This is a genomic window from Haliscomenobacter sp., from assembly GCF_965225875.1.
In the GTDB taxonomy this organism is placed as follows: domain Bacteria; phylum Bacteroidota; class Bacteroidia; order Chitinophagales; family Saprospiraceae; genus Haliscomenobacter.
Genome location: NZ_CBDDBS010000002.1, coordinates 2,428,818 through 2,442,647, shown reverse-complemented (window position 1 = coordinate 2,442,647; position 13,830 = coordinate 2,428,818). Strand labels below are relative to the sequence as shown.

Here is a 13,830-nt window from a genome sequence, read left to right as displayed (position 1 = left end):
AGCCAAGATGGCAGAGCTACTGACAATACAGGATGAAGAGAAAAAGCTGATTCAAGATGCTTACCGACAATTGCTGCGTTCGATCAAGTCCGAAATGGACGAGGACGACAGCAAAATGATCCGCAAAGCTTATGAAATGGCAGTGCAAGCCCACGCCGAACAACGGCGAAAATCGGGTGAGCCCTACATATTGCACCCCATCGCGGTGGCGCGCATCTGTTCGGAGGAAATTGGATTGGGGCCCACCGCAGTCGCTTGTGCCCTCCTGCACGATGTGGTGGAAGACACCGACATCACGCTTGACGAAATTGAGCACGAGTTTGGCATCCGGGTACGTAAGATCGTGGACGGTCTGACCAAATTGGACAACGCTTACAACTCGGAAAGTCCCCAAGCGGAAAACTTCAAAAAAGTACTCTCCACCCTCGTGGAAGATGTGCGTGTGGTGCTCATTAAAATGGCCGACCGCCTGCACAACATGCGCACCTTGGGCTCAATGCCCCGCCACAAGCAACTCAAAATAGCTGCGGAAACCAGTTACATGTACGCTCCACTGGCGCATCGCCTGGGTTTGTACAACATCAAAACGGAGTTTCAGGATCTGTGCATGAAAATCATCGATCCCGACAACTACCGCCTGGTAGCCGATAAACTCAAAGTAACCAAAAAGGATCGGGAACAATACATCCAGGAGTTCATCGCGCCCCTGAGTCAAAAACTGGAAGAGGCCAAGATCAAAGCGCAGATTTACGGGCGGCCCAAGTCGATTTACTCCATCTGGAATAAGTTGAATACCAAAAAGGTTCCCTTTGAGGAAATTTACGACCTTTTTGCCATTCGCATCGTCATCGACGCGCCACCGGAAAAAGAAAAATTGAAGTGCTGGCAGGCCTATTCCATCGTGACCGACGTACATACCCCGCTGCCCGAACGCCTCAAGGACTGGATCACCATGCCCAAGTCCAACGGCTACGAGTCTTTGCACACCACAGTCATTGGACCCGGTGGGCGCTATGTGGAAGTACAGATTCGGACGGAAAGGATGGATGAAATTTCGGAACGCGGTTATGCAGCCCACTGGAAATACAAAGGCGTCAACAACCAACCCGACGTGTACGAGCGTTGGCTGGATAGTGTCCGCGAAGTACTGGATGACCCCAACAGTGACGCCATCGAGTTTATGACCGACTTCAAGAACAACAGCTTGTTCCAGGAGGAAGTCTACGTCTACACACCCAAGGGGGACATGAAAATGTTGCCCAAAGGAGCCACCGCCCTCGATTTTGCATTCAACATCCACACCGACATCGGGTACCACTGCATCTCCATCAAGGTGAACAACAAGTTGGTGCCAATGGGCTACAAACTGATCAACGGCGATCAGGTACAGATTTTTACCAGCAAAAATCAAAAACCCACCGAAGATTGGCTAAAAATGGTCGCCACGGGTAAGGCTAAAGCCAAAATCCGTTCGGTGATGAAAGAGGAGCGCCGCCGCAAGGGCGAAATTGGCAAAGAAGCGCTGGAGCGCAAATTGCGCAACCTCAAGGTGGATTTTGAAGAGGGGGTAGAGGTGTTGCTCAAATACTTCCAGTTGAATTCCAAAATTGACCTCTTCTACATGATTGCAGTAGAGGACAAAAGTATTGCCGACATTTTCCGCAAATTCAGGGTGGAAGCAAGTAAACTGGTGGAAATTGCGCCAGAAATTGCCAAACATGTCACCGATCATGTTGCTGGTCATGTTACCGAAGTCCACCAGGAGCAATTCCGCAAACCGGGGGTCAAGGCGCGTTTGATGATCAACGGAGAACCCGCCGAACGTTTTGAATACACTTTTGCCACTTGTTGCAATCCGGTGCAGGGCGACGATATTTTTGCCTACCTCACCGCAAGCGCAGGTTTAAAAATTCACCGCTCCAAATGTCCAAATGCCTTACATTTGATGGCCCAATACGGCTATCGGGTCATGAAGGCCGAATGGGTGGTGACCGAAGATGCTAGTTTTGTGGCTGAACTCAAAATAACCGGCGTAGATGAAGGGGTAGGGGTGATCGAAAGATTGACCCACCAATTGTCCAGCCAACTGGGGCTCAACATCCGCAAGTTTACCATCGAAGGAGACGAAGGTTATTTTGAAGGCACGATCAAGTTGATGGTAAAAAATACCGCCCAATTGGAACGTGCCATCCAAGAACTAGGCAACCTGGAGAACATTTCAACTGTTACAAGGGTAAGTTAAACTAAAGAAAATGTCTGACAACAAACTCGACGATATCCTCCGGGAGGTAAAAAGTATCTTTTCAGCGCACCTGGAACAACACGCCCTGCGCAAAACCCCGGAACGTTACGTCATCCTGGAGGAAATTTACAAACGCAACGACCACTTCGACGCGGATACCCTATACATCCACATGACCAACCAAAACTACCGGGTGAGTCGTGCCACAGTGTACAATACCCTGGAGTTATTGGTGAGTTGTGACCTGGTGAAAAAACACCAGTTTGGCAAAAACCTGGCGCAGTACGAAAAGTCCTACGGCTTCAAGCAACATGATCACCTGATTTGTGTGGACTGTGGCAAGGTGCTGGAGTTTTGTGACCCCCGGATCCAGAACATCAAAAACATGATGGGGGATTTGTTGAAGTTTAATGTCTTGCACCATTCGTTGAATTTGTATGGGCAGTGCGCCGGGGCTTGTGAAAGGACAAGGGTGAAAGAAGAGGAGAAAGTGGAGGAGGCGGGTTGAGCCGTCTCACCTGCTTTGTGGGGCGTCGCAGTACATTCCAATCATAGCAGTCGCCATTTGGAAATAAAAAAATTCTAAGCAGCGCTAATTGCCAAAGAGCCATCTGGTTGGCAGGCATAAGCGCTTGCTCAAAATTTATTTTACGGTAATGATCCGATCAAAAGCTAACCCACTATTTGCTTCGCCGCGTCCTGTCATTTTTCTAACACCAAGCCAGTTATATACCCGGCCATCATACCATCGTGTACGCTGGTAGCGGTGTGATACAAGTGTGCCGGCCCGGGTAACTTCTTCTTCGTGTATAAAATACGAAAGAGTCTGATCCAAACCCTCGCGAAGGATAATGCTGCGGGGCGTCACTCGTTTGGGTTGAGTAGCATCACCTTCGAGCAGACGGGGCATAGCAGCTCGTTGAAGGCGGACTTCACGATTGTTACCTGGCTCGTGTACGGCAATGAAAGGAATCCAGTTTTCCGGCACGCTGTTCATTACTTGATATTGGATAGGTGCAGCGGGATCGGGTCGTGCCTGAACAACAGTGGGAACCAATTGTTGATAGAAGGTTTTTGTTTCGGTAGCCGCCTCAAAGCCCGATTTACTGCGCCCCGTGGGCGTAGGTATAATGCGCTCAATGCCCCATACCATATTGGCAATCTCATCGCGCACCAGCAGCACCTCATCGATGGCTGCGCTTTCCTGCACTTTCGGAACAGTGGGCAACAACAACATACTCAGGTCCTCTATCCCCCGAATACCTTTGTTGCTCAGCGTAAACATGCGCCAGCGCAGCGTAGGGCCGGCAGCAGGTTTGGCGGCGGCAGGCTCAATCCAGATGCGCTCACCAAACACATTGGTTACGCTCAAACCGCGGACCAGTAAGGTTTGCCCCGCTTCGACTTGTACTGGCATGATAAACCAGTCGTTGGCGTATACAAGACCAAACTCCATCAGGAGCATTTTACCCAAATCAGTTTTATTGGGAGTAAGTGCTCCGAAGTTGGTTTTCCCATCCTCAAAGGTCCACCAGCGGGTATTTGGCATCCCGTCGAAGGTCAACGCAGTGGGGATGAACACGTCTCGAATAATGGTTGAAGCAGCAGGAGTAACACCGTCCGGATCGGGCAGTGTTTTATTTCCCACGAGGTCGAAATTGTACCAATCTAAACGCCCTTGGAAGTATTCTGCGGCTTCAAGCGTTTGTACGCTGCGATCGCCAGCCGCTTCGCATAGTACCTGATATTCTAAATGTGAGACTTGCCATGCGTTTTCCTCCGGGTTTTCTGGCTGGAAGTACAATGCCTCGTACCACTGCACAAATTTTACCCCCTCTGCATCGATCAAAGCGGCATTGGGTGGAACGGGATTTATTACATCAGAGGCTTTATTGCCAGGCGTTTTTAAATGCTGGTACAATGCATAACCGTCCATTGCGCGACCCGCCACAGCGGCAAATTGTTGCCAAACCTCCTGATGCGCACAGATACCCGCATCAGTCGCTTGTTTCGGGTCAGGCTTAGCAATGGGGAATGCCAGGCGGTAAGCCACTGTGAAATTGCCTAGTGGAGTGATCATTTTGAGCCATTGGCGCCCCATTTGCAGGCGAATATCCAGTGACATTACCTGTTCTTTTTGTACAAAAGGCAAAGGTCGCTGTTCCACAAGAGCTTCCATTGGCACATCTGGATTGTATACCTGTACAAGTTTTCCCCCTGGCTGATATTTGCGCAGGGGCTGAGCGTCAATCATGATCTGCGCTTCTATGGGCGAACCTGCGTCGTCACCCTGAAATTCACCCAACTGCCACTGTCGACAAATCATCCATAATGCGTCACGCACCTCAGCTCGCAAAGAACGGTCAAAAGTATCCTGTCGCCGCGGGCGACCTTCCAGCCGATTCCAGGTCAGGACAGTGGGAAACAAGCGTTCGATCAGTACTTCTGTTTGAATATTTTGTACAACATAGTTAAGTTCCATCACAGTACTTGTTTTATGTCCGTTGCCAAGGCAAAATTGGTAAATATACTCGTCTCTCTCCTTGCAGTAGAAGCAATAATGGCTGGTAAAAATGCCGCATAAGGCGTACCGTCGATGTGCATGGGTTCAACGGCGCGTAAACGGGCCGAGTCTAAGGTGTCATGCAGGCAATCCACTAAATCATTCCATTCCCAGGTGCCTCTGAAACCCGCAGGCATGGCCAAGAGCCAGGTTTGTGGTGCTTCATTATTTGGGCGATCGTAGTGAAATGCCAAGCCCGCTGTCTCTTGTCGAACGGGAATAACTTCCGTCCACTCATCCACGAGGGCACCACATATCGGTGCTGCTGTATTGAAAAAATTAGGGTCGACATAGTGCGCCGTGTACAACAGCGGATCCGCCGTGTCCATTTTCATGGTATTGGAAAATGCCATACCAAGCCAATTGTAGGTTTCAGGGGCAGGAACGTAAGGGAATTGCACTGGTATTAGCTCTGGCGCAGTACGCTCAAAAGCCTGACTAAGCATCAAAATATTTTCGTAGTGGCGCATTTTGTCCCGCACACGAGCTACGCCGTACAGCCAGTCGTCGGTTGGGAATGGTGTTGATGCTTTGGCGAATTGCAATAAACGATCACGATCTGCAAAGGCATTTGCCCATTCGTTGCCATGTTCGTTGCGCAGGGTAAAGGCAGGGAACAAGCGAAAATCTTCCCCCAGCAATGCTTGCCCGGCACTTAGTAGCAAGGATACACGGGCATTAGCGTCCGCAGCTGTTGGCAATCCTGCCAGGAAACCATCAGCTGTATCTAAACGTTTTTGCAGTACCGTTTGAAGGGCTTGAACTTGCAGGCGAATTTTATCGGCCAACAATACCACGCTTTGTTTTTCATCGGATAAATTGAGCGAAATAGAGGTAAAAGCAGAATTGTCCAAAGCCTCAGCCGCTGCAATCAACGCCGACAGCGCTTGACCATTGGCACTTACTAAAGCGCGTATCTGGGTCAGTCGGTTGGCAAAGGCCACTTTAGTCGTGGTTTGAAGGGACAAACGGAACGTCTCCAAGTCGACAATCGTGGTGGGATCGGTAGACGTAACTGACAAGGTGCGTTCGGCACGCAGAAGCAAGTCTTTTTGCTGATCTGCCGGAGCAGTCTGGTATTCGGTAATCAGGTCATCAAACTCTGTTACACGCAAATCCCAACTGTCCGCGTAGGTTTTTATTCTGTTGATAAGGGCAGTAAAAATTTGTTGCCGCGTATCCCAGGCGTCAGCTATACCGCTGTTGCGAAGGCCAAAAAGGCTGGCTGGTCCGGTCGTGGCGCGGAGTCGAAGGATAAACTGGTCGATATTTTGAATTAAAAACGCCTCTTGAACTGGCAGTGGGTCGAATCTCGACTGTAAATCATTGAGCAATGGCGTCACATCGTTGGTCAAAAAAAGAGACAAGCTTGTGCGCACGGCCGTAACTCGTGTTTCAGGCAAAGAAGGTTCGGTAGCATAATCTCTTGAAGCTTCAGCCGGAGGCAATACATCGGTAGCCGCCAATGGCCGCGCCGAGAGCAATACCGTACTGACGCTTTCCAACAGCGGATTGATCTCAAACAGACTGATTTTGTTAAGTACAGGGGTCGTGTATTGGATGGTAATGCCTGAACCGGGGTGTATATCTTGCGTTCCGACCACATGAGCCAACAACAGATCGTCCAGTACAGACATGGACTGTCGGCGTTCTGTCGCCTGAAGATACAGCAGATCGCTTACCTGCAAGCCCAACTGTGCAGCATCGATGGTTAAGGTTGTTGTACTTGCGGCGTTGCGCGGCAGAAACTCTACGACGCAGGCGATATTTTGTGGTTCTGGTAGTGTTTTTTCCAGCCAGCGCTGAACGCCAGGTTCTGCCATAGCCCGTGGATTGGAACCAGGTGGCGCTATTGCTGCCGGATCAAAATGGATGCCGATGCGATGCGTGAGCGCTGTTCCGCTACGCGGCGTACGCACGACTTCGGGTTCAGTGGGCACCGACGCACCTGCATAGCCGTCCAGGTTGGCTGCGGTGCGCTCGTGGTTCCCCATCACCGCCTGATGTACACTTTCAGCGATAGCTAAATCGGCAACGGCGTCGCGAAGGTCAACAATATGCTTTACAGCGACGTCTAATGCGCTGCGTTCGGCGGCGGTTGTGGTAGTGGGCAAAATTCCAGCTTTGCCATATGGATACATCATTGGGCCCGTTTCGGTAACATGTTTTACCAAAGCAAGGCCATCAGGTACATTACGCGCTTCTACAGCCGATATACCAACGTCTTGTTTGACGGTTTTCTTTATGCGATTGGCGACCAATGGAAATGCCTTTCTCAGCGGGAAAATGAACCGATCAAGTTCGAGGTTGTCGTCGCGGTCGTGCAAAATACGTTCCAGGCGATAGCCCAATAAAGCACCTAATTTTTGTCCGTTGCGCATGCCTTCGAGGATCGCAAGCGCCTGTCGCACCCGTTCTGAACTTAAGTCAACCGCCAAAGCGTCGGGGTCTCCAGGTGCAGCGTTGTTTTTGAAGCCGTTGCGCAACACGGCTGCAGTGATGGCATGGTTGATGGAGGGGGCCATAATGTGCCCCCCATTGGTATTGTCACTTAAGAGGGGCTGCCGATTGTCCTGCTCGAAGAAATCTTTCAAATCGGAGGGCAATTCAACGGGAGAAAGAACACGCGGATCGGGGCGGAGGTTCTCAACCCAACCATAAGCACCAATGTAGATGCCCTGGCTATCTTGTTGTTGTTGGTTTTGGCGCATAAAGCCCAGTTGAACAGCCTGCAAGCCCATGCGCCATGCATCGTATCGGTATGCGCAGCAGTCGATGTGCTCGGCCAGCAAGCGCTCCAGTCGCGCCGTCGGGGCATTTTCAAGATGCTTCAAGGCATCAATTTGTTCCCGCAACTGGCGCGCCTCTTCCAGCTCATGTAAATTGAGTCGAATGTGATCCTTCATCAGTTTTGGCTCCTGTACACTTACAGGAGAATAAAGGGTTTCCCAGCGGCTTTCCGTGACGGTCTTTTGCTCCGTTACATTGATAAATGGCGTTTCTTTCAACGCCGCTTTGAAGGTAATGTCATCAAGTTGTTTTGCGGCATAACGAATATTCAGGCTTGTTTTGTGATAACCTTGTAAAAATGCTGTACGCAACAAAATATACAACAAAGCTGAGGGAGGTGTGTTATTGAAAAATCCTTTTTGCAGCCGCAAATTTTCCATATCGGTGTTGACTGCTTCACGCATCCATTGCAGATAATTACGCGAAGCTGCCGTTGGTGCCAATGCAGGATCAGTGGTGTAGGTGCGGATGACTTCCGTTTCGGACAAGGGGCGGTCGTCAATAAGGAATCTTCCTAGCGCTTGCTGCTTTCCAAAAAATACTTTTTCCAATATCACTGGTGGTTCATCGTCGTAACCGAGTTGATTCAATAGTGAGAGCGCGTCCAAGGTGTATTTCCCGTCCTTGGAAAGTTTGACAAAGTGCCCCCCCAGTTCTAAGATTTGATAGAAATTGTACAGATAATCTATCGTATGTGCATACCGATAAAAATATTCTTCTGATGTCGGGTGCAACCCAAGGATATCCAGCAGGATCTGGTGCGCGTCGGGGCCACCAGCTTGCAGCGGCTTGCCCACCCATGACACCTTATTGGAAAGCAGGCGCCATGTCTCTTCAATCTTCAACAGCAGGTTGTACAAAGGCAATAAGCGGCTGTTTTGAAGTACCGCATGGGTTGTGTTGCTTGGTGTATCAGCCATCTGACGCACCCAACTCAATCGTTTGAATGGGGAAGCGGGTAATATGCCGTAAGGTTGTTTGCCGATGCGCAGAGCGGGTACAGGGCCACGCCCACTCACCTGGCGTGTAAAGAATTGCCGCACAAACCGCTCGTCGCCTTCCGTAAATACCCGATCCATTTCTGTGTTCATAAAATGCCCGAATGTCACGGGCCAAAGAGCGGTATTCATGGCACGGGCTTCACACTGGTCGGTTTGACCAGCATTGGGCGTTTTTTGAAAAACAGACAAAGGCACGCCTAAGGATTCAGCGAGTATTTGGCCATCCCGCTTCAACGTGGGGTTGTTTTCCGGCTCAAACTGATTTTTAGTTTTTAAAAAAACTTCAAAACTATCGTCAACATCATCGGTGCGCAGGAAAAAGGAATCGCCGTTTTCGGTGTTGTTGGTAGCAACACCCTGCGGCAATAAGGCCAGTCCACTCTTGCTGTGCGAATGCTGTTCGAGTAAAGCTCCGAGTTCAGTCTGGCCTTTTTCGGCGTCAAATGCAATGCGCACACCTAACACAAGCAAACGGTCAAACCCTCCGGCAATATCGGCGGCGCTCAGGTTGATCCTGAAGCCCATGCCCTGCTCAACCGCTTTGTCGAAATCAACCATCCAGTCGAGTTTATTGCCCCAATCGATTGTGCCTTTTTCTTTGTTTTTTTGCCATTGTTCTTCATTTCCAGGGTCGGGGCCGATCTGTAAATCCGTTGGGATAAGTTTGCCCAATTCCTGATGTACCAATTCCCCATTCCGGTAGGCCAATACCACAAAACGTTCAGGCAACAGCTTTGCTGTAGCGGGTCTCGACCAAGAAAATCGCTTGGTAGGGAAGTCATCCTCTGTTGGAAAATCAACAAACACAACCCGGACATCTGCCTGCGATTTAGGCAATGTTGGTGGGCGCTCGGATAAGTTACCAGGACGATAGTCGCGGCGCAGTTGATTGGCCTTGTCTTCGTTGCCTGCTGCAATTACCAAGTCATTCCATGCATTGTCGGTTTGGACAGGTTCTCCGTCGGCTTTCCAGATGGCTTTCCAATAGGATTCGAGCGCTAATCTGCTGCTTGCGTTCAGTTCCATATTGTCGGCGATGGTCAGAATCACTTCTTCAGCAGGTGCAGGCACTTTGACTGGCGCACTGGCTTCATTCAGCGGGCGGTATTTCTGGATGATGTAGCCGGCTCTGCCAGCTCCATGTGCGCCAACAAAATTACGCCAGGCGCTTTTTTCATTTTCAACCACCCCTCCGGCAGCCCAATACCCCGCCCAAAATTTGCGGGCATTGGTGGCTTCAGTTTCCGAAATATCCGGTTCAAAATTGTCAATGCTGCAATCGTCAGGATAAACCCGCACCCATAACTGCTGCATCTCGACGGGCGTGCCGGGGGTGTTTAATTTTTTAAAACGTGTCTCAATCCGTACCGGTAACATCAAAATGGGGACGCGGTCATTGAGCCGGTTGATATTTTCTCTTGGGTCAGTAAATGGCAAAAATGTCTGCCACAGGTCGCTCAATCGGCCGTTTATGTCGCTAGCCAAGCCATTCAGATGATTGTAACGTTCGTTGTTTCGATCCAAACGTTCCTTGAGTTTTGCCTGATCCCGGATTGACTCTTGGTCATTGGGTTGGAACGTCCGCCCCAGGTTGTTAAGGCCCTCCACGCTTTTTTTGGCCTGTTCGCGAGCCATGAATTGTTCGCGTTGAGCCTGTTCGAGCGCTGTCGAGTCTTTGGCCAATTGATCCCGTATTTGTTCGAATGTTGCCATTTTATTGCGCGTTTCGAGTTTAGGGGTTTAAGTTAGGTAGTTGATTAAGGTGAAGTTGTTTTCAATCTCTCATTCCATTTTTCAGTCATCCTCGCAGGGCACATCCGATTGCTTAGGGAGCATTTCGGCGGCGTGTACTGCAACCATAACGGGTACCTGATACAAGATGTAGGCCAGTTCAGCGGCACTGACATTCGTTGCCCAGGTGACGTTTTTATCGTCATTGTATTGCTCCCAGACTGGGTTGAGCACGCCGTTATCCATTTGATCGGGTTCCACAAAATTGAGATTGACGTTTTGAGCCGCTTTTAGGTGCTTGCGCGAATTGAGCAATTCGTCTTTCCAACTTAAGTCATTCCAACCATCAATGACGCTTGGAATTCCAGCATTGCTGATTGGGCTATCTAATCCAAAGCGAGGATCGCCCGGACGTTCTTTTAAGACGAAGAACCATCCAGCATCATCATCGGGATTTTCGCCGCTTTCGCCTAATGCAACTTCTGCCGTGAGGTCAAACCCAAAAAAATAAATATCCGGCTGTACCTGTGCCTCATACAAAGGTGTGCGTACAATGCTGCGAGGTGGTTTGTCTTCCTGACCGGTCGGTATAGGTCTGAGGACGCGTGGTTCGGTAAGGTCGTTTTGGTTGGAGCCGTCCTCTTTTTTGACCCAATCAGCTTTTTGTGCGTAAATGACCGTATTGGGATATTTTTTCAATAACTCCCCGCGGATGACCAATACCACTTCCTCCTCGCTGGTACCACTAAGCACTTCACGATTGTCGTGGGTGCCAAGTTTGGATGCACCTGGCCAAATATGAAGTTCCGGTATATCCCGAAGTTCTTCTTTCTTTTGTTCAGTAGGTTTTTCATTGGGTTCATAATACCCTTTGGTGTCCCAGAACTGCCGAAAATAACTGCCCCGCTGATCGGTTGGGTATTCCCTCCACAGCAATTCGCGGGCAAACTCATGGTTTAGACCCACCATATATGCCTCAATGAATTTTTGGTTCGTTTCCAACAGCGAAATGGTATTGGGGCCAATCAAATGGATATTGGGCAGGAATAGTTCGGACGAAATGTTTTTGAGCGGTTCGTACATCGGCTGGTCGATGATGGGGTATTCCATGACATCGTCGAAGATTTCAAATACAAAATCCAATAAACGCTTCGGGATCGCCACAGTAGCGAGTACACGGGCCGAAACTGTCTTTTGGGGTACGATTTCCGCATTGAACACTTGGGCGACTTCCTTCACTGCTATCGCCTTTTTGGGTAGCGGCTCAGGGGCCGCTTCTTTACTAATCAACAACAATTCATTTAGACCCGCAATCGCATTTTTGAAGCGTATGGCTTCGGTGCTGTCCTTGTCGCCGGGTCGTGGACGATATTCTTCCCCAGGTTTTGTGATACGGAAATCTGGTATTTTGGGCAGCTTACTGACCATTTCCGGCGTCTGATCCTCCTCTCGAAGTGTACTCGGTTCATCAGTGGAATAACCACTCAATCGCCAATACAAGCTCAATAGGCCAATAACCGTCGCCGCGCCTATGCCCGTCAATGTCCAACTCAGGTTAAAAACAAAATAAAGTACAAGTAAAACGACCAGAATGAGGGTAGCCAAAATCAGGACTATGTTTTTCAATAATGGGTTGACAAGGAGGTGTGGAAGGGTCGGGCCGCCCAATTCTGGATTGACAACTAAACTGTGTTTAATATCATCATCTACCTTGTTGATCGTTGGTAACCCAGGGGGCACAGCTTTCGGCGGTGCCACCAAAACCTCGCCTGCATTAATACGGGTAAGAAGGTTGGCAAGAGATGTTTTTTCGTCAAATGGAAGCTTTTTGGACAATCGGTTACCAGGGCGGATGGCTCTGCGCATAGGTGCTGACAAGAGCGTTTGAGGAATAGGGCTTTCTTTTACAGCATTATAAATGGTTAAACCCTGGTTGATGACCCGTTTTTGGATTGGGGCAGCGCGCATCATAAACAGTTCGGGTCGTTTCAGCGCCAAGGGCGTAAAATACCTCTCGTGCCATGATCCACTGGCAAACGCGCTCAACTGTCCCCAGCGGATGCGGCGGTTAACTTCCAATACCCGACCGATCTGGTTCCAGGCAGCGTCCATGTATTTTTCCTGATTGGTCTGCACCACTTTGGTACCAAAACCGGCTGCTACGCGGAAGCGTGGGTCCAAGTTGAGTTCATGCACCCAGTTGTCCGCATTTGAGACGGGTGTCCCATCTGATTTGACCAAAAGGCGCTCTGTCAGCGCATGCCATTGTGCGTAGAGCGGGGCAGTGATGAGTGGATCTCCGATTTCGTCAGGTGGAATATTCAGGTTTGGGTCAGCATTGGCAGTGGCTACATCTACCTGGCGATAGTCGTCGGCCAGGTTGATGAAACTCGCCAATTTTTGTTGCCAGGGGTGTGGTATGGTACCCGCACGAGTGGCCCAGTTTTCGTATTTTCTATATTCCTTTTGATCCTCACACTCCATTGTTTTTACGGGTACACGCAATGCTCCACCAAGACGAAGGATGTTTTGTACATTAGGGTCGTTCAGTGCAGGAATCAGATCGCTGCCGGGCAAAGGTTTGGAAACGTCCATGTCGCGGCGTCCGACTCGGGAATCGACCGGTTTGGGTTCGAGCAGCCGAACCAGGTACTCGAAATCACCGATGGTGCTGGTGTGAAACTGCCAGCGATAATAGTAAGGAAAGTTTAGGGCTTCGGGCTTGTTTTGATAGGCCTCTGAAGCGGGTTGTGTTGCAAACGGCGCGTCGTCAGGGTTCAACCCAAGTCCCGCTAAACGACCGCTCTCAAAAGCAGGCATTAAAAAGGCATGATACCGCGTGCTTGGCTCCAACTGCCGGGGGCAAAGGATGCGCGAACCTGCGAGATCTGGGTTGCTGTTTAACATGTTTTCTAAATTTCCACTCAGGGTATTTCCATTGCTTGAAATGATTGGCATATCCAAACTACCGTTGACATGGACATGCGCCCAAGCCCAAAGCTCTGCCGGATCAGGAAACTTCGTTTCAGGGTTACTGACCGTGATAAATGCTAAGGGGCGGTCTTGCAGATTTTTGCCCTCCTCAAATTCAGCATCCTGAAGAATGCCCTCTTCCAGCACACCTTCTTTAAGGACTACCAATTGTAGCCAGGGAAACAAGCGGTGGCCGTTGGGAGCAGCAGGAGTGTAACGCCACGGGAAGTCTTCATCGTAAAACTCGATGAAGGCCATGTAATTTGGTTCAAAGTTGGTTACCCAGTCGCGCGGTTCTGTTCGAACAATGGCCTTCGATTCAACCCCGGTCAGATCACCAGGACCATATATTTGTACAGCTCGGCTGACATTCTTTTTTCCACCTGCATTTGAAGTAATTTCGAGCGCCACATTGACTTCAGCTCGCAATTTGACGTTGGTATCGCCGTGGGCAGCGGTGATTTTCCCGGCAATACCTTGCCGCAGCCAAGGAAGAAAGGTATAGTTAGCTAAGGGTTGGCTCATCTTGT

Annotated in this window: 5 protein-coding genes; 2 read left to right on the top strand and 3 right to left on the bottom strand. The window is 49.8% G+C overall.

Annotated features, from left to right (window positions below; genetic code table 11):
• Window positions 1-7: 7 nt before the first annotated feature.
• Together ACO08K_RS12400 and ACO08K_RS12395 are read left to right on the top strand one after the other, a co-directional pair.
• Window positions 8-2,242: a RelA/SpoT family protein gene (locus tag ACO08K_RS12400; protein ID WP_421796716.1), complete on the top strand. Its 2,235-nt coding sequence runs from the start codon at window positions 8-10 to the stop codon at window positions 2,240-2,242.
• Between the two features lie 10 nt (window positions 2,243-2,252).
• A complete protein-coding gene (locus ACO08K_RS12395) occupies window positions 2,253-2,750 on the top strand; it encodes a Fur family transcriptional regulator (RefSeq protein ID WP_421796715.1) in 498 nt (165 codons plus the stop codon).
• Between the two features lie 135 nt (window positions 2,751-2,885).
• Here ACO08K_RS12395 and ACO08K_RS12390 read toward each other — a convergent pair whose 3' ends face one another.
• From ACO08K_RS12390 to ACO08K_RS12380, 3 genes are all read right to left on the bottom strand, one after another.
• A complete protein-coding gene (locus ACO08K_RS12390; protein WP_421796714.1) occupies window positions 2,886-4,724 on the bottom strand; it encodes a hypothetical protein in 1,839 nt (612 codons plus the stop codon).
• Complete coding sequence (locus ACO08K_RS12385) at window positions 4,724-10,309, bottom strand: hypothetical protein (protein ID WP_421796713.1); 5,586 nt, start codon at window positions 10,307-10,309, stop codon at window positions 4,724-4,726. Before ACO08K_RS12385 ends, ACO08K_RS12390 begins: the two co-directional genes overlap by 1 nt.
• Before the next feature lie 81 nt (window positions 10,310-10,390).
• Window positions 10,391-13,825 (bottom strand): hypothetical protein, encoded by a 3,435-nt coding sequence (locus ACO08K_RS12380; RefSeq protein ID WP_421796712.1) that lies wholly within the window; start codon window positions 13,823-13,825, stop codon window positions 10,391-10,393.
• Window positions 13,826-13,830: the final 5 nt, after the last annotated feature.

What these genes read in the sequence shown, in the direction of transcription:
- ACO08K_RS12395 (WP_421796715.1), top strand. Translation starts at nt 2,253, where the DNA reads ATGTCTGACAACAAACTCGACGATATCCTCCGGGAGGTAAAAAGTATC.
- ACO08K_RS12400 (WP_421796716.1), top strand. Translation starts at nt 8, where the DNA reads ATGGCAGAGCTACTGACAATACAGGATGAAGAGAAAAAGCTGATTCAA.
- ACO08K_RS12385 (WP_421796713.1), bottom strand. Translation starts at nt 10,309, where the DNA reads ATGGCAACATTCGAACAAATACGGGATCAATTGGCCAAAGACTCGACA.
- ACO08K_RS12390 (WP_421796714.1), bottom strand. Translation starts at nt 4,724, where the DNA reads ATGGAACTTAACTATGTTGTACAAAATATTCAAACAGAAGTACTGATC.
- ACO08K_RS12380 (WP_421796712.1), bottom strand. Translation starts at nt 13,825, where the DNA reads ATGAGCCAACCCTTAGCTAACTATACCTTTCTTCCTTGGCTGCGGCAA.